The 15,286-nt window shown below is 62.8% G+C and carries 16 protein-coding genes and 2 tRNA genes; 7 read left to right on the forward strand and 11 right to left on the reverse strand.

The features are described 5' to 3' along the window. Positions 1 to 10: 10 nt before the first annotated feature. On the reverse strand, positions 11 to 1,417 hold the full coding sequence (locus ACZ5BT_RS08995; RefSeq protein ID WP_464884259.1) for an HD-GYP domain-containing protein: 1,407 nt from the start codon (positions 1,415 to 1,417) through the stop codon (positions 11 to 13). A 547-nt stretch (positions 1,418 to 1,964) separates the two neighbouring features. Here ACZ5BT_RS08995 and ACZ5BT_RS09000 point away from each other — a divergent pair. Continuing rightward, positions 1,965 to 2,915 carry a YfgM family protein gene (locus ACZ5BT_RS09000; protein WP_464885809.1) on the forward strand — a complete coding sequence of 317 codons (951 nt, stop codon included), beginning with the start codon at positions 1,965 to 1,967 and terminating at the stop codon, positions 2,913 to 2,915. A gap of 72 nt (positions 2,916 to 2,987) precedes the next feature. On the opposite strand, the gene mglA is transcribed toward ACZ5BT_RS09000, so the two are convergent. The 6 genes from mglA to ACZ5BT_RS09030 are packed head-to-tail and all read right to left on the reverse strand — an operon-like array spanning position 2,988 to position 6,997. Then, a complete protein-coding gene (gene mglA / locus ACZ5BT_RS09005; RefSeq protein WP_464884260.1) occupies positions 2,988 to 3,584 on the reverse strand; it encodes a GTPase MglA in 597 nt (198 codons plus the stop codon). Then, positions 3,581 to 4,087 carry a GTPase-activating protein MglB gene (gene mglB / locus ACZ5BT_RS09010; RefSeq protein WP_464884261.1) on the reverse strand — a complete coding sequence of 169 codons (507 nt, stop codon included), beginning with the start codon at positions 4,085 to 4,087 and terminating at the stop codon, positions 3,581 to 3,583. Before mglB ends, mglA begins: the two co-directional genes overlap by 4 nt. Positions 4,088 to 4,102: 15 nt before the next feature. Beyond that, the gene (gene queF, locus ACZ5BT_RS09015) at positions 4,103 to 4,612 is read right to left on the reverse strand and encodes a preQ(1) synthase (protein WP_464884262.1); all 510 of its coding nucleotides are present in this window, start codon (positions 4,610 to 4,612) and stop codon (positions 4,103 to 4,105) included. A gap of 9 nt (positions 4,613 to 4,621) precedes the next feature. Next, positions 4,622 to 5,185: a hypothetical protein gene (locus ACZ5BT_RS09020; protein ID WP_464884263.1), complete on the reverse strand. Its 564-nt coding sequence runs from the start codon at positions 5,183 to 5,185 to the stop codon at positions 4,622 to 4,624. Positions 5,186 to 5,201: 16 nt separating this feature from the next. Then, the gene (locus tag ACZ5BT_RS09025) at positions 5,202 to 6,641 is read right to left on the reverse strand and encodes a 4Fe-4S binding protein (protein WP_464884264.1); all 1,440 of its coding nucleotides are present in this window, start codon (positions 6,639 to 6,641) and stop codon (positions 5,202 to 5,204) included. After that, on the reverse strand, positions 6,638 to 6,997 hold the full coding sequence (locus ACZ5BT_RS09030) for a FixH family protein (RefSeq protein WP_464884265.1): 360 nt from the start codon (positions 6,995 to 6,997) through the stop codon (positions 6,638 to 6,640). Before ACZ5BT_RS09030 ends, ACZ5BT_RS09025 begins: the two co-directional genes overlap by 4 nt. An 87-nt stretch (positions 6,998 to 7,084) precedes the next feature. On the opposite strand from ACZ5BT_RS09030, the gene ACZ5BT_RS09035 reads away from it, so the two are divergent. Genes ACZ5BT_RS09035 through gcvPB form a run of 5 tightly spaced genes read left to right on the forward strand, consistent with a single transcriptional unit; the run spans position 7,085 to position 11,727 of the window. Next, the gene (locus tag ACZ5BT_RS09035; protein ID WP_464884266.1) at positions 7,085 to 7,504 is read left to right on the forward strand and encodes an acyl-CoA thioesterase; all 420 of its coding nucleotides are present in this window, start codon (positions 7,085 to 7,087) and stop codon (positions 7,502 to 7,504) included. Positions 7,505 to 7,518: 14 nt separating this feature from the next. Continuing rightward, positions 7,519 to 8,571 carry a glycine cleavage system aminomethyltransferase GcvT gene (gene gcvT / locus ACZ5BT_RS09040; RefSeq protein ID WP_464884267.1) on the forward strand — a complete coding sequence of 351 codons (1,053 nt, stop codon included), beginning with the start codon at positions 7,519 to 7,521 and terminating at the stop codon, positions 8,569 to 8,571. 3 nt (positions 8,572 to 8,574) lie between these two features. Next, positions 8,575 to 8,961, forward strand: coding sequence for a glycine cleavage system protein GcvH (gene gcvH, locus ACZ5BT_RS09045; RefSeq protein ID WP_464884268.1), 387 nt, complete (start codon positions 8,575 to 8,577; stop codon positions 8,959 to 8,961). A 1-nt stretch (position 8,962) separates the two neighbouring features. Next, entirely contained in the window at positions 8,963 to 10,270 is a 1,308-nt protein-coding gene (gene gcvPA / locus ACZ5BT_RS09050) for an aminomethyl-transferring glycine dehydrogenase subunit GcvPA (protein ID WP_464884269.1), read from the forward strand. Further along, positions 10,270 to 11,727, forward strand: coding sequence for an aminomethyl-transferring glycine dehydrogenase subunit GcvPB (gcvPB, locus tag ACZ5BT_RS09055; RefSeq protein WP_464884270.1), 1,458 nt, complete (start codon positions 10,270 to 10,272; stop codon positions 11,725 to 11,727). The genes gcvPA and gcvPB overlap by 1 nt, the downstream gene beginning before the upstream one ends. Here gcvPB and ACZ5BT_RS09060 read toward each other — a convergent pair. Both ACZ5BT_RS09060 and thrS read right to left on the reverse strand, forming a co-directional pair. Further along, entirely contained in the window at positions 11,702 to 12,472 is a 771-nt protein-coding gene (locus ACZ5BT_RS09060; protein ID WP_464884271.1) for a PaaX family transcriptional regulator, read from the reverse strand. The genes gcvPB and ACZ5BT_RS09060 overlap by 26 nt on opposite strands. After that, positions 12,472 to 14,421, reverse strand: a complete 1,950-nt coding sequence (gene thrS / locus ACZ5BT_RS09065; RefSeq protein ID WP_464884272.1) for a threonine--tRNA ligase — start codon at positions 14,419 to 14,421, stop codon at positions 12,472 to 12,474. The genes ACZ5BT_RS09060 and thrS overlap by 1 nt, the downstream gene beginning before the upstream one ends. 105 nt (positions 14,422 to 14,526) lie before the next feature. On the opposite strand from thrS, the gene ACZ5BT_RS09070 reads away from it, so the two are divergent. Beyond that, the gene (locus ACZ5BT_RS09070) at positions 14,527 to 15,054 is read left to right on the forward strand and encodes a hypothetical protein (protein ID WP_464884273.1); all 528 of its coding nucleotides are present in this window, start codon (positions 14,527 to 14,529) and stop codon (positions 15,052 to 15,054) included. Positions 15,055 to 15,079: 25 nt separating this feature from the next. On the opposite strand, the gene ACZ5BT_RS09075 is transcribed toward ACZ5BT_RS09070, so the two are convergent. Together ACZ5BT_RS09075 and ACZ5BT_RS09080 are read right to left on the reverse strand one after the other, a co-directional pair. Then, positions 15,080 to 15,156, reverse strand: a tRNA-Val gene (locus ACZ5BT_RS09075). 8 nt (positions 15,157 to 15,164) lie between these two features. Continuing rightward, positions 15,165 to 15,239 (reverse strand) — tRNA-Cys (locus ACZ5BT_RS09080). Positions 15,240 to 15,286: the final 47 nt, after the last annotated feature.

Consider the following 15,286-nt stretch of genomic DNA (forward strand, 5'->3'; position numbering starts at 1 on the left):
CAGCCCGCCCTTAGCTCCGCTCTTTGGTAGTCGCCGATTCGGACACCTTTTGCAAGGGCGAGGGCAAACCCAACGATGATGCCCGCGATGAATATGCCCGTAGGAACACCTCCCTGTCGCGCCAAACCGGATTTTGCTCCCAGAGTTCCTTGAAAACCCTGGCCAGTTTCGGATCGAACTGGATGCCCGAAAATTTCTCAACCTCGGCCAGGGCTTCCTCGGGGGTCTTCGCGGGCTTATAAGGCCGGCCCGCGGTCATGGCTTCGTAGGCGTCGGCGAGTCCGACAATTCGGGCCCACAAAGGGATATCCTGCCCGGCAAGCCCGTCGGGGTAGCCCCCACCATCCCATCTTTCATGATGGTACTTGACTATTGGAAGTACGCTTTTGAAAAATCTTATATTCCGTAAGAGCTGAACGCCAATAGTGGGATGCTGTTTTATGATCTCCATTTCTTCATCAGATAGTTTTTCAGGTTTTAGAAGAATTGAGTCGGGGATGCCTATCTTCCCGATATCGTGTATGCGTGCCCCGAGCTTGATTTGTTGTGTGTCAGCTTCGTCAAGCCCGATGGCAATAGCGATATCGTTTGCGATTGATGCTACGCGCTCTGAATGCAGTCGTGTATGAGAGTCCTTCGCTTCAAGGGCAGCCATCAAAGCCTCAACAGTTTGGGAGAACGATTCGCGTATTTTGACATACTCATCCCAGTGATACCGAGCGTAATACAAAGGGATGAGGAAGAGTATTACAGCCCATCCTCCCCATTTGCCAATTAAGGGGGGGGTTGCGTCATAAAGTCGTGCGAGCAACAGAGCTACCGGAATTAAAATGATATAGCTGTAGGCTAGCCAACTAAAGTTCTCCCTCCAAATTTTTTGAAACGTACTACGTGTATCTATTGCTACCATTTCTGTTACCAAGACAACATTGATAAGAAAAAAAAGAAATCCTGCAAGAATTATGCCAAGGAGGTATGTGATATTTATGCCAAATAGGCTCAAGGAGGCATAGTGCGTAAAAATGTAATAAGCAAGTGCGGCAGACGCAATGCTTACGGCATTCTGTGCGCGATTAAAATAATCTGCCCACAACGACTGATTTGGGTTATCGAACCAACCCGGATCAAAATAGAACAAAAATACTAATATAGGCACAAGCCAATAAGGGAATACGAATAATGAGGCGAGTGCAACTACAAAAAGTAGGCTTATTGCTGTTTTAAACAACAGGTTTACCTGTGTGTATGAAGCCCATGCAATCATCCCACCCCAGAAGAGAACGTCAATAAGTGAGGGAAATGGGCGTGGTTCTACAACATAAAGAATATACGAGAGGGAAACAGCCAGAATCGTTAGAATTGAATTATACGTATAAACCCTGAGCCCCTTCGTTCTATCCTTTCGTTGGTCGGGCATACGGCATCATAATAACATAGCAGGGGCTAGAGCCCCTGCTATGTTGCTGCGAGCCTTTATTACGGCCGGTAGGTGATGCTCGCGCCCGCGGAGATCGCCATCGCCAACAAACCGAGTACCAGTCCGAACAGTTTCACGATCGCCTTTTTCATCTTCTACTCCCCCCTTCGTCCTTCTTAAGGACTTTTTCTTTTCCTGCCCCTATACTAGAATGACGGTGAGGAGGTGTCAATAGAATATAGCAACTATAGACATCGAGTGAATTGTGGCTAGATCATATTATCGCTTGTATTCAAAGCAATAAATATCCTTCCGCGCGCCTGCACGGTAGGTGATGATGGATTTGAAATACCGGCCAATGGCAAAAAGAATACCCTTCAATGCGGGTGCATCAATGGAGCGCTGTCAGGCGGCATCTGTTTTTTAACTTACCCCATCCCCCCATTTGGGGGTGTGAGATTTCGCTTGAGTATGCAAGGACCTTCGGGGCGTGGCTTAGGATGGGGGCGTGGATGTACTGTTGTTGCCGACGCTCGGGCCCTTGCATATGCTCCATCCCCGCTACAACGCGGTGACGTTGGTCGAGTTGACGAGGGCGTTTCGCCCCGACGCGGTTTGGCTCGCCTCCTACAGCGCCGAAGGGCTGGCGGAAGGGGTATGGCGCGACGACGAAGAGCTCGGGCTTTTTTTCCTCCTGCCCTGGGCGGAGCGTATGGAAGTGCCGGTGGTTGGGGTTGGTGAGAACGCGGAAGCGCTGAAAGGCGAGGCCGAGCGCTTCCGGCTTTATCTTGAGGAGTTCGAACAGGGGCAGGCCTACCTGCGCGAGGAGGCCGGGTGGCGCGCGCCCCTCGAGGCCGTGCTCGCCACGCCCCGCCAGCCGGAGGATTGGGCACGGGAGGAAGTCCTCTCACCGCTCAATGCCTACCTGGAAAAGGTGGCCGAACGCTTCGGCGAAGGTCCGGCGACCGGGTTTCGCGAAGAGCGTATGCGGGGGGTGGCCCAAAAGATCGCCTCGGCGAACCTCGATCGGCTCGTGGTTTGGGTCGACCTGACCGATTACCCCTCCCTCCTTTCGAGGGTGCCCGGGGCCGTGCTCCCGGGGCCTCACCAGCCAACGGACGCCGAGCGCCAGCGCGCGATTCTCGACCGGGCCTGGCAGCTTTCGGAAGCTGATGACTTCGCCGCGCTCCTATCCCAGCTGCGGGAGATCGCAAGCCCGGAAGCCGGCTATCTGGCCTCACAGATCTACCTGGCTGCGGGGCAGGCGGAAGATGCCCTGACGCTTTTGGAAGAGGTGGTGGCCGGAGACTTTCACGAACCCGCCTACCTCCCCGGCTACGCCCTGGCCCGGCTGGGCCAGCTCCGCGACCTGGTGGGTGACCGAGACGGCGCGCTCCGGGCCTACCGAGGCGTGCTGGCGCTTGGCTGGGTGCCTCGGGAGGCGCGGGAGATTGCCCAGGCCGGGTTGCGCTCGCCCTTTCGCCCGGAAGCCCGCTAGCTCAAGCCCCCCCGCCCTTGCTTTCCGCGGCGGGGGGCTGGGAAACGCGGACGGCTGAATTCTCCAAACGGCCTAGCCTTCGCTGGGCGTGGCGAGCCGGGCGAGGACCAGGCGGCTCACTTCCCGAAGCGGCTCGAACACGCCGACCCCACGCGTGGCCACCGATTCGAACAGGGGGTATTGCTGCTTGGGGTCGATGACGGCGCGGATCATCTCCACCGGGAGGGCGTCTGGGAGGTCGCGCTTATTGATCTGGAGCACCATGGGGACGTCCTCGAGGCTGAGCCCGTACTCGGCCAGGTTTTCCCGCAGGTTACGCATGCTCTCAGCGTTCGCCCGCAGGCGATTCGGAGCGCTGTCGGCCACGAAGACCAGCCCGTCGACGCCCCGCAGGATGAGCTTTCGCGAGGCGTTGTAAAAGACCTGTCCCGGAACGGTGTAAAGGTGGAAGCGGGTTTTAAACCCTTTAACCTCCCCGAGGTCCACCGGGAGGAAGTCAAAAAAGAGCGTGCGCTCGTCCTCGGTCGAGAGCGAGACCATCTCGCCCTTTCGATCCTCGGGAATTCGTTCATAGACGAACTTCAAGTTGGTGGTTTTTCCGGAGAGGCCGGGGCCGTAGTAGACGATTTTGAAGTTGATCTCCCGCGTCGCGAAGTTGATGGTGCTCATGCTTCCCCAAAGAGATCATCGAGCATGGCCGAAGCTGACTCGCGGTATTCGCGGTCAAGTCCGATATTGCGTTTGCCCGCCCCCGCGTCGACGGTGGCCTTTTTCGTGATGCGATCGAGCAGCGCCGCCGCCCGCTTGCCGTAGAGCTTGACGCGCCCGATGGGGGAGTCCTTGTCGAAGATCACCACCAAAAGGGCGAGCTCGTTGACCTCCTCGACGTAAATTCCCTGGTCCTTGCCCTGGTGGACGAGTTCGGAAAACCGATCCTCCTGGAGGAGGTCGGCCAGGGCCTGAGTGGCGGCGGCATTGCTGGCCACGAGGGTGGCGATGGAATCCAGCGCGGGTGGCGGCGGAGCCCAGAGCGATTCGCGGTGGGTGAGCACGAAGCCTTTCCGGTCCACGAGCAGGGCGTAGCGGGCCTGGGTTTCCTCCAGGAGCCGTTCCAGGACCCGGCTCGCCTCTTCGAATGCTTCTCCGAAGAGGGCGATCGATGGCTCAATCATAGTGCGATCAGTTTATCACGTAGACTTGGAACGTTTCCGCTGTTCCCGGCTGTCGACGACCACCGTGGTGCGTATGCCACCGCGGACGTTGTAGACGGTCTCGACCAGCAAGTACTCAGGGTCTTCGAGGTGTTTCATCAGGTCTTCGAAGATGATCGCCGTCACTTCCTCCTGCGTGATTCCGATTTCCCGGAAGGAAATGAGGTAATACTTGAGGCTTTTGAGCTCCAAAAGCCAGCTGCCGGGCACGTACTCCACCCTCAAAACGCCGTAGTCGGGCAGCCCCGAGTAGGGGCAGACCGCTGAGAACTCCCCGGGTTCGGTTTGGTATACGACGACTTCCCGGACGTTCCGGCTGTAGGGAATGCGGTCGATGCTGGTTCTTCGCGATTCCGGAGGGTAGAAAAGGCGAACTTCTCCCTCGGGCCGTATCCCGAAGCGGGCCATGTAGGCCAGGGCTTTTTCGGTGTTTTCCCGGGCTTCCTTGAGCTTTTGTTCCAGTAGGGCTTCAATTTCCCGGTCCATACCTGTCTCCTAAAGGCGTTGATCGCTTCTCGCGAGCAGTGCGAAAACCACCCCAATCAGCGCTGGGACCGCAAGGCCGATGAGGGCGTAGGTGAGGTAGCGGCTCGGCGTGGTGGTTTTGGGCATTAGTCCGGTAAAGATGGTGGGCGTGGAAGGCAAGGGTAAATCGAGGCGCCAACCGGTCATCGTGGCTTCTGCGCGGAATGTGGTGTCGACGAGAACGAAGACGTAGGCGCCGGGTCCGGGGACCTCGAGGCGGCCGGTGTACTCACCCGCCTTGCCCTCCTGCAAGGCCGTCTTGGCGACCACCTCCGCGGGGAGACTGGCTTTCCCGGTTCTGGCGAAGGCGCCGTTTTGCATCCAGGCCAGAATGCCAGGGTCGGCTTTGGTGAGGCGGGCCTCGAGGACCGCGCCCCGGATCGGCAGCGTGCTCACCTCACCGACCAGGTTGACCTTGATCTCGAGGCCACCGTTGCCATGCTCGAGCATGGCCACCACCTGCACGGGCTCCGAGTGTGCCCCGGCGAGGCCGGAAAAAAGGGTCATGGCGAGCAGTAAAATCCATCTACGCACGGCTTTCACCTTACCCTTACGTCGAGGGAGAGAGAAGCAGCGTGCCCCGCATTTCCATTGGCTGAGCCAGCACCCAAAGGGTGAGGGTGGCAAGGATGAGCAGATAGGCAAAGATCACGGCGGCGCCGGCGGTCGCGCCTTCGCGCTTGGCTCGGGTGAAGAGGGTGTAGCTGGCCCCGGCCAGGCCGAGGTAGATGATGGCGACCTGGAGAGGGTAGAGCCAGTTCTCAGGCACCAGGGCGGCGAGCGTCCAGTCCGGCTGCCCGAGCGGCAGGCCGAGGTGGAGGAGAGCCTGCTGGGCCACGGGGACGATCGAGGCCCAGCCGGTAAGGAAGTGAAACGCGTAGTGGCCGGCCCACATGGCAAAGGCCATGGGGAAGTAGGCGATGCCCCATCGCCTGAGCGAACGCCAAGGGCGGTCCCGCCTTCCCGAGACCCGGTCGGCGAGCACCGAGACCCCAAGGGTCAGGCCGACGCCGAGCCCGGTCCACAGGAGGTAGATGCTGCCCAAGAGCAAGGCTTCGTTCCGCGTGCCCAGGAGTCGGGAAAGGTCTTCCGCCAACCTGTAGTAGGCGGGGATCATGCCGAATGCGTTCATGAACCCGGCGAAGTAGAGCAACACCCCAAGCCACACCACGTCTTGCTTGTAGCGCGCCCGTACCCACTCGAGACCCGGCCAGCGCAGGCCCCAGGCGACGTTGTCGTAAGGACAGGCCCGTACGCAGTTCATGCAAAAGGTGCAGTCCATGTTGGAGCGGATTTGGGGCACGTAGAGCTTGGTTTCGCACCCGGGGTAACGGAGTGCGCTCTCGGTTGGGGCCTCTTTGAGGGTCTTCGGCCCCTCGGGGGTGTCGACCCGCCCGTTGACGCAGTATTTGCCCTCGCAGCGAAGGCAGACCTCGGGGTCGCGAGCACCGATTTGGCTGGGGCTTGCGGTGCTCAGGGCGAAGTTGAAATTGCCGAGTGGGCAGACGTATTTACAGAACGTGCCTTCGGGAAAGAGCGCGTCGACCACGAAGGCGGCGCCGAAGTAGCCAACGATGAGCCAGGCCGTAAGCCAGGGGCTGGCCCAGAGGTCCCAGTATTCGTAGGCAAAGAGATAGACGAGGGTGAGCGCGATGACGAAATACTTGCTGCGCAGGCGGACGGGCCAGGTGAACTGAGGTAGGTAGCGTTTTGCGAAACGGGTGGGGCGGCGAACGAGGAGCAGGGGGCAGGCGGCGCAAAAGAGGTTCCCCGCCACCGCCACAGCCAGCACCAGCAATCCCCGGTAGTGGAGCCACACGGAGACGGTGGCGAAGTTTTTGGGGGCGAGCTGCCGGCCGAAAAAGCCGTCGTAGAGGGCAAGCAGGGCGACGAGCAATAACGGCAGCTGCAGCGCGAATCGGCTGTAGCGCCAGCGGAGGAAACGTCCCAGGAGGGGGAGCCTCAAGAGGTCGAAACGCAGGGTCTTCATGGCACCGTGATGCGTACCTCTTGCTGGTAGCGTTTTCCGGAGCTGTCCTTGGCCTCGAGGGTGATCACCCAGTCGCCCCGCATGGTGAACTTGAAGTCCCGTGTCTCCCAAAGGCCGGGGGAGACCCGCCTGGCCTCGGCCTCGACCGGGACCATCCCGGCGTGGGTCATGTCTCCAACCACCTTGAGCTCGCTAAGTTTTTTCTTGGTGTCGACCCGGATCGTGATCCGGTTTGGGCCGAGCACCGGTGGGTTTGGATCAAAGGTGATTTCAGCGCCGAGGGGCGATGGTCCTTTGGGCTGACAGGCGGCGAGAAGGACCAGGAGAAGTGGAACGAGAATGAGAACGCCTCGCATGCCGAAATGATACCCACGGGGGGCATCGCTGGCAATGCGACATTTGCCCCGGCCACAGGGGGCGATAATGGGTTATTTAATGGGGACATGGAAGGTTTTCCCATCGTCGTAGAGCTCGAAGTCAGGTACCGGGACCTCGATCCCCTCGGTCACGTGAACAACGCCGTGTATCTCTCGTATATCGAGCTGGCCCGGGTGCGATATTTCGAGGCCTTCGGCGCCGACGTGGTCCGTGGCGACGCGGCGCCGGTGGTGGCCCGGGCGGAGGTGGATTACGAGCGCCCGATCTTCCTGGGCGCCAGGCTGCGGGTGGGGGCCCGCGTCTCACGGCTCGGTCGCAGCAGCTTTGACATGCTCTACCAGATCGAGGCCGACGGGGCGCTTGCCGCCAAGGCCAAGACCGTGCATGTCTGGCTGGGGAAGGACGGGCGTCCGACGCCCCTGCCCCAGGCGGTACGGGATCGCGTCCGGGCGCTCGAGACGCTGCCGGTGGACGGCCTTTCGTGAAGTATTCTTGAGCCGTGAAAAAGACACCGCTCGATGCGCTCCATAGAGAGTTGGGTGGCCGCATGGTCGATTTCGCTGGCTGGGCCATGCCCCTCGATTACGGGTCGATCAAGGCCGAGCACCTGGCGGTTCGTCAGGGGGCTGGCCTCTTTGACGTTAGCCACATGGGGGAGTTCTGGATCGAGGGGCCGGAGGCCCTGGCCTTTTTGGAGTACGTCACCACCAACAAAGCCGCCCGGCTCAAACCCGGCCGGGCTCAGTACACGATGTTTCCGAACGCTACAGGGGGCGTGGTCGACGACGCCTACCTCTACCGACCCGATGACGCGCGCTATCTTCTGGTCGTGAACGCGGCCAACGTGGCCAAGGACTGGGACCACCTCCAGGCCCTCTCCCGCGACTTCGACGTTCGCCTTGCCGACCGGAGCGATGAGACCGCGCTCCTGGCGTTGCAGGGGCCCGAAGCTGAGGAACGCCTTCGTGACCTGTGCGACGTCGATCTCGGAGCCTACAAGAAGAACTCGGTGTTCTTCGCCCGAGTGGCGGGCAAGGAAGCGATGCTGGCCCGGACGGGGTACACCGGCGAAGACGGCTTCGAGATCTTCTTGAAGCCGGAAGACGCGCCCCACGTCTTTACCGCGCTGCGTGAGGCCGGGGCAAGGCCTGCGGGGCTCGGCGCCCGGGACACGCTGCGGCTGGAGATGGGGTTCCCGCTCTACGGCCACGAGCTTGACGACGCGACCAACCCCCTTTGCACGCCCTATGCCTGGGTGGTCAAGGACAAACCGTTTTTCGGTCGGGATGCGATCTTCGGGCAGGCGTGCGAGACGCGCCTGGTTGGACTCGTGCTCGAGCGCGGGATTCCCCGCGAAGGCTACCCGGTGGTGTCGGAGGGAGAGGAAGTCGGGCGGGTGACCTCGGGCACGCTCTCGCCCGTTCTGGGCAAGGGGATCGCCCTGGCCTGGGTCAAGAGCGAGGTCCTCGAGGGCGAGGCGGACCTCGCGGTCATGGTTCGGGGACGCGAGCACCAAGCCCGCGTCCATCCGTTACCCTTTATTCGGAGGTAGGCGATGAACGTACCAGCGGATCGGAAATACCGCAGCTCCCATGAGTGGGCCAAGCTCGAGGGCGAGGTCGTCACGGTGGGCATCACCGACTACGCGCAGCACGAACTCGGGGACGTGGTCTACGTCGAACTGCCCGAGGTGGGGCGGGAGGTCGAAGCTGGGGAGGCGGTGGCCGTCGTCGAATCGGTGAAGACCGCATCCGACATCTACGCGCCCGTGAGCGGCGAGGTCGTCGAGGCCAACGGCGCCCTCGAGGAGAGCCCCGAGCGGGTCAACGAGGACCCCTATGGCGAGGGGTGGCTCTTCAAAATCCGGCCCAAGGACCCATCCGAGTTCGAGAGCCTCCTCGACCCCGACGCGTACCTGAAGGTTCTCGAGGAAGAGGGGTAGCATGGCCTATACCCCCCACACCGAGGAGGAGATTCGGGCCATGCTCGAGGCGCTTGGGCTTTCGCGCCTCGAGGACCTCTACGCACACCTCCCCCCCTCGCTCCTGAATCCCGAGATCCCGCTTCCAGAACCCCTGAGCGAGGACGAGGTGCTGCGGGTGATCGATGGGCTCGCGGCGAAAAATCGCGGCGGGCCCGTTTTCCTTGGGGGCGGGGTGCGGGACCACTTCGTGCCGGCGATCGTCGATGAACTGGCAAGCCGGGGGGAGTTTTTGACCGCCTACACCCCTTACCAGCCCGAGGCGAGCCAGGGCGTGCTGCAGGCGATCTTCGAATACCAGACCATGATCGCCGAACTGACCGGGCTCGATGTCGCCAACGCCTCGCTCTATGACGGGGCGACGGCGCTGGCAGAGGGGGTTTTGCTGGCGCTCAGGGCGACCCGACGCATGCGGGTGGTGGTCAGTCAGGGCGTTCACCCGGAATACCGGGCGGTCCTCGCCACCTACCTGCACGCCGTGGGCGCGACGCTGGAAACGGTTGCCCTTGCTGGAGACCGGACGCCGGCCTTCGAGATCGGGGACGGCGTGGGCGCGGTGGTGCTGGCGAACCCCAACTTCCTCGGCGCGATTGAAGACCTGGCCCCCCTCGCCGAGACCGCCCACCGGGCCGGGGCGCTGGTGGTCGCCGTCGCCGACCCGCTGGCGCTCGCCGTTCTTCGTCCGCCGGGGGACTGGGGGGCCGATGTGGCCGTGGGGGAGGGGCAGCCGCTTGGCAACGCCATGAGCTACGGCGGTCCCCACTTCGGTTTCATCGCCGTCCGCGAACGACTGCTCAGGCAGCTCCCGGGCCGTCTGGTTTCCATGACCGAGGACAGCGAGGGCCGGCGGGGCTTCGTGCTGGCGCTTTCCGCCCGCGAGCAGCACATCCGGCGCTCGAAGGCCAAATCGAACATCACCACCAACAGCCAAAACGCCGCCCTGCGGGCGACGATACACATGGCTGCCCTGGGGCCAAAGGGGCTCGCCGAAGTGGCCCTGGCCAGCGCCGCCAACGCCCGCCGCCTCTACGAGCTCTTGCTCGAGGCCCCCGGCGTCGAGCCCCTGACCCGGCCGCCCTTTTTCGCCGAGTTCGCGCTGGCGCTGCCGAAGCCGGCTGGGGAAGTGCGCCGATTGCTCGCCCGGCGCGGCTTCCACGGCGCCTACCCGATCCCTGAATACGGCAAGGGGGCGGCGCTTTTTGCCGCCGGCGAGCGGGCGCGCCCCGAGGACCTCGAGGCCTTTGCCCGGGCATTTTGGGAGGTTCTCTGATGGACCGACGTGAAGATCGGGCCTTTCCCCTCATCTTCGAGCGTTCGCAAAAGGGGCGTCGGGGGGTCCGCCCCCCCTCGGCCGGAGATGCGGATCCGGAAGCGCTCTTTGGCCGGGAGAACTTAAGGGAAACCCCGCCGAAGCTGCCCGAGGTGGACGAGCTCGGCGTGGTGCGCCACTACACCCTGCTTTCCCGGCGGCAGATCGGGGTCGACACCAGCTTTTACCCCCTGGGCTCCTGCACCATGAAGTACAACCCCCGGCTGCTCGAGGCGGCTGCGGCGCGTTTTGGCGGGCTGCACCCCTACCAGGACCCGGAGACGGCGCAAGGGGCCCTCGAGCTCATGTACGAGCTCGCCGAGTACCTCAAGGCCATCACCGGCATGGATGAGATGACCCTGCAGCCGGCGGCCGGTGCTCACGGCGAGCTCACCGGGATCCTGGTGATCCGCGCCTACCACGAGGATCGCGGGGAAGGCGATCGCCGGCGCGTGGTCCTGGTGCCCGACAGTGCCCACGGATCGAACCCGGCCACGGCTTCGATGGCCGGTTTTGAGGTCCGGGAGGTGCCCTCGGGGCCCGATGGCGAGGTCGATACCGAGGCTTTAAAGCGCGAGCTCGGGCCACACGTGGCGGCGATCATGCTCACCAACCCCAACACCCTGGGGCTTTTTGAAAAGCGGATTCTCGAGCTCACCGAGGCGGCGCACCAGGCCGGGGTCCAGCTCTACTACGACGGCGCCAACCTGAACGCGATCATGGGCTGGGTTCGCCCCGGCGACATGGGCTTTGACGTCGTCCACCTCAACCTCCACAAGACCTTCGCCACCCCCCACGGTGGGGGCGGTCCGGGGTCGGGGCCTGTGGGTGTCAAGGCGCACCTCGCGCCCTATCTGCCCGTGCCGCTCATCCGCAAGCGCGGGTCGGCGTATGTCCTCGACGAGGACCTGCCAAAGAGTATCGGACGGGTCAGGAGCTTTTACGGCAACTTCGGGGTTTTGGTCCGGGCTTACGCTTACATTCGTAGGCTGGGGCTTGCCGGTTTGAAAAGGGCCGCGGCGCTCAGTGTGCTCAACGCCCGATACTTAAAGGCCTTGCTTAAGGAAAAGGGATTTCGCGTCCCATACGACGGGCCCACCATGCACGAGTTCGTGGCCCAGCCGCCGGAGGGGCTGCGGGCGCTCGACCTGGCCAAAGCTCTCCTCGACGCTGGTTTTCACCCTCCCACCATCTACTTTCCCCTGATCGTCAAAGAGGCCATGATGATCGAGCCGACCGAGACCGAGGCCAAGGAAACGCTGGAGCGTTTTGCCGAGGCGCTCGGCGAGGCGGCGCAAAAAGGCCTGGCCGATCCCGGCTGGCTCGAAGGGACCCCCTACACCACGCCGGTCCGTCGGCTCGACGAGGTCCGCGCCAACCGCAGGCCCGTCCTCAGGTGGACTCCCGAAGCCGAATGATCGGCTCGGCGTGGTGGTAGAGCGTTTCCCTGAGCGAGAGAAACCTTGCCTGCGCCTTCTCCCCGGGCCACGGCTCGGGGAGAAGGGCTTTAGGGAGGCCCGGGTCGGTGAAAAAGGTCTTCCTCCGCTGGTGGACCAGCCGCACCAGGTTGGCGAACGCGGCCTCGGGCGTTTTGGGAACCGACCAGGCCTGGTCGAGGAAGTTGGCGTGGACGCCACGGGCCGCCTCGAGGTCAAAGCTCTGGCGGATGAGCTCCTCGAGGGGGCGGGGTGAAAATCGCCTGGCCTCGAAGAGCTCGACGTAGCCCTCGAGGTCGTAAAAGCGGACCAGGTCGAGCGCCGAGTCCAGCCTCGGGCTCGGGGTGATCCAGACCCCAGGGCTGGGGGTGCCGAACCCGAGCAAGGCGAGCTCTTTGCGGAAACGATCCCGGTCGGGCCGACGTTCCTCGGGTACGTGGTAGAGAAGAACCCGAAGCAACCCGTCCCATTCTTCGGGCGCTCCGTAAAGACGTTCCCGTACCCGCGCCACCTGCCACTGCACGCGGGTCGAGAGTCGGTAGACCGCCCGGGGCCCGTCTTCGCGAACCAGCCAGCCCCGAGCGGCGCTCCGGGAGACCGCGGCCCGCACGGCGGGTTCTGAGAACCCGAGATGCTCCATCCAGCGGACCAGGAGCCAGACCGGGGCCCGGCTGGTGGGCCACAAAAACTCCATAAAGAGGGTGAAGAGTGTTGATCGAGCGCGCACTATTCTAAACGTCGTTCGGCAATGCGTTCTTTGAGGGTTTGAATCAGCTCGTCGACGGCCATCACGTAACGGGTTTTCTTCCGGCGATCACGGACCGCCACCGTGCCTTCCTCCATTTCCCGGTCACCTACCACCAGGATAATGGGGACCTTCTGTTTTTCCCAGTCGCGGATCTTGGCCTGCATCCGCTCCTGGCGGCTATCCACCTCGCTGCGCAGGCCAGCGGCGCTGAGTCGAGCGTTGACCTTCTGGGCGTATTCGGTGTGACGATCGGTGATGGGGATGATGACCGCCTGAACGGGCGCCAACCAGAGCGGAAACTCCCCCGCGAAGTGCTCGATGATGATGCCCACGAAACGTTCAATGGAACCAAAGGGCGCCCGGTGGATCATCACCGGCCGGTGGGGGGTGCCGTCGGGGCCGGTGTAGGTGAGGTCGAAGCGCTGCGGGAGGTTGTAGTCCACCTGGATCGTGCCCAGTTGCCACTCGCGGCCAAGCGCGTCCCTGACCACGAAGTCGAGCTTGGGGCCGTAAAAAGCGGCGTCGCCCTCCTCGATGGTGAAATCGAGCCCCATTTCTTCCGCCGCCTCCTGGATCTGCCGTTCGGCCCGGCTCCACAGAGCGTCGTCGCCCACGTATTTGTCCGAACCCGGTTCGCGGGTGCCGATTCGGGCGCGGAAGTCGCTCAGGCCGAGGATCTTGAGGACGTGGAGCGTCAGCTCGATGACGCTTTTGAATTCATCCTTGACCTGGTCGGGGGTGCAGAAGATGTGGGCGTCGTCCTGGGTAAACCCGCGGACCCGGGTCAGGCCGTGCAGCTCTCCGGACTGCTCGAAGCGGTAGACGGTTCCGAATTCGGCAAGCCTCAGGGGGAGTTCCCGGTACGAACGCTTTTTGGCGGCGAAGATGCGGATGTGGTGAGGACAGTTCATGGGTTTGAGCAGGTAGGCTTCGTCGTCCTCGAGGGCCATGGGCGGGAACTGGCTCTCGGCGTAGTAGGGGTAGTGGCCGCTGGTTTTGTAGAGCTCGAGGCTCCCGATGTGGGGCGTGGTCACGAGCTGATACCCCCGGGCTTTCTGCTCGCTGCGCATGAGGGTCATGAGCTCCTCGCGGAGCACGTTCCCTTTGGGCAGCCAGAGCACCAGCCCTTTCCCCACCATCGGGTCGATCAGGAACAGTTCGAGCTCACGCCCCAGCTTGCGGTGGTCTCGTTGCTTGGCCGCCTCGATACGCCAAAGGTGTTCCTTGAGTTCCTCTTTGGTCCGGAAAGCCACGCCGTAGACCCGCTGCAACTGGGGGCGGGTGTGGTCGCCCTTGAAGTAGGCCCCGGCCACGTGGGTCAGCTTGAAGTGCGGGGGGATCATTCCCGTCCGGGGGACGTGGGGGCCCCGGCAAAGGTCGGTGAAGCCTTCCTGAGCGTAAAAGCTGATCGGCTCGCCTTCCGGAATGTCGCCGATGAGTTCGGTTTTGTAGGGGTCTTTATCCTGGTAGCGCTCGAGCGCTTCCTCGCGCGAGAGTACGAAGCGGCTCAAGGGGAGGTTGCGGCGCAGGATGTCGCGCATGATGGCCTCGATCGCCGGGAGATCGGCATCGGAGATGGGCTCTGGGGGATCGATGTCGTAGTAGAAGCCGTTTTCGATCACCGGACCGATCCCCAGCTTGACCGCGTCCTCGGGATAGCCTTTTTTGGTAAAGAATTCCTTGACCGCCTGCGCGAGGACGTGGGCCAGGGTGTGCCGGAAGAGGTACTGGAACTCTGGATCCTTCTTGGTGAGGAGCCGAACCTCGGCTCCGTCTGGAAGTGGCTTCAAAAGGTCGTAGAGTTCGCCGTCAACGATGGCCCCGACCGCCTCTTTTCGCCACCGACCTCCAAGCGCGTCGGCCACGTCGGCGGCGGTCGCGTTGGGCCGGAGTTCGAGTTCTTTTCCGTCGGGAAGACGTATCTTCATCTTCGGGCCTCCCAAGACCAAGCTGGGGCTCACTTTACCAAAAAGGCCCGATCGGAGGCCGGATCACGTTGTCTTCCCGGCGGAGGTTTCGTAGAGTGATGGCAAATGAAAAGGCGTACCGGTTTGTTCTTTCTCATGCTGTCGGTTCTCCTTTCCGCCTGCGCGCCCTTTGCCACACTGACCCCGGCGGCGGTTCAGCCCGGACTCGGGGCCACCCTTGGGGCCACGGCGGCCTTTTCCGTTGGCCAGGGGCAGTTCCAGGTCGTCCCGCTGCCCTATGTGTCGGTCGAGTGGGGGAGGGATGGCCTGGCCTATGGCGTTTCGGCCCAGGTGGCGCTGCGGGGATACGCCAGGGCCGAGCTCGCCGAGGGGGTCTCGCTCATGGGGGGCGCTTCGCTGCCGGGACCGGCGTTTGACGCCGCGCTGCTGGTTGACCGGGGTTCCTGGACGTTCTTCGCCAAAGGCGTCTACGCGGGGATCCGGCTTCTCGGACGGGACTACGGGCTCGGCCTTTGGGGCGGGGGCGTGGCCTACTGGTGGCCGGAGTGGGGGGTGGAGGTGAGCGCGCTCGGGAACAGTTCCGGCGTTTTGTTTTCGATCTCCGGCGCTTACCGCCTCCAGGGTTTCCAATGAAAGCGGCCCCCGAAGGGGCCTTCTTTGGTGGGCGCGAGAGGACTTGAACCTCTGACCTCCGCCGTGTCAAGACGGCGCTCTAGCCACCTGAGCTACGCGCCCTTGCCTTTTGGAGGCGCCGGCCGGATTCGAACCGGCGAATGGAGGTTTTGCAGACCTCTGCCTTACCACTTGGCTACGGCGCCCCGCAGCCAAAAGGCATGCTAGCATGCGTCATGGCCGCCGTCAACCA

The organism is Vulcanithermus mediatlanticus, from assembly GCF_055385885.1.

Excerpts from the sequence above, each read along its gene's own strand:
- ACZ5BT_RS09035 (WP_464884266.1), top strand. The coding sequence starts at position 7,085 with ATGGAAGGTTTTCCCATCGTCGTAGAGCTCGAAGTCAGGTACCGGGAC.
- mglA (WP_464884260.1), bottom strand. The coding sequence starts at position 3,584 with ATGAGCACCATCAACTTCGCGACGCGGGAGATCAACTTCAAAATCGTC.
- gcvPB (WP_464884270.1), top strand. The coding sequence starts at position 10,270 with ATGGACCGACGTGAAGATCGGGCCTTTCCCCTCATCTTCGAGCGTTCG.
- ACZ5BT_RS08995 (WP_464884259.1), bottom strand. The coding sequence starts at position 1,417 with ATGCCCGACCAACGAAAGGATAGAACGAAGGGGCTCAGGGTTTATACG.
- queF (WP_464884262.1), bottom strand. The coding sequence starts at position 4,612 with ATGGACCGGGAAATTGAAGCCCTACTGGAACAAAAGCTCAAGGAAGCC.
- ACZ5BT_RS09000 (WP_464885809.1), top strand. The coding sequence starts at position 1,965 with ATGCTCCATCCCCGCTACAACGCGGTGACGTTGGTCGAGTTGACGAGG.
- ACZ5BT_RS09025 (WP_464884264.1), bottom strand. The coding sequence starts at position 6,641 with ATGAAGACCCTGCGTTTCGACCTCTTGAGGCTCCCCCTCCTGGGACGT.
- thrS (WP_464884272.1), bottom strand. The coding sequence starts at position 14,421 with ATGAAGATACGTCTTCCCGACGGAAAAGAACTCGAACTCCGGCCCAAC.
- ACZ5BT_RS09030 (WP_464884265.1), bottom strand. The coding sequence starts at position 6,997 with ATGCGAGGCGTTCTCATTCTCGTTCCACTTCTCCTGGTCCTTCTCGCC.
- gcvPA (WP_464884269.1), top strand. The coding sequence starts at position 8,963 with ATGGCCTATACCCCCCACACCGAGGAGGAGATTCGGGCCATGCTCGAG.
- gcvH (WP_464884268.1), top strand. The coding sequence starts at position 8,575 with ATGAACGTACCAGCGGATCGGAAATACCGCAGCTCCCATGAGTGGGCC.
- ACZ5BT_RS09070 (WP_464884273.1), top strand. The coding sequence starts at position 14,527 with ATGAAAAGGCGTACCGGTTTGTTCTTTCTCATGCTGTCGGTTCTCCTT.
- mglB (WP_464884261.1), bottom strand. The coding sequence starts at position 4,087 with ATGATTGAGCCATCGATCGCCCTCTTCGGAGAAGCATTCGAAGAGGCG.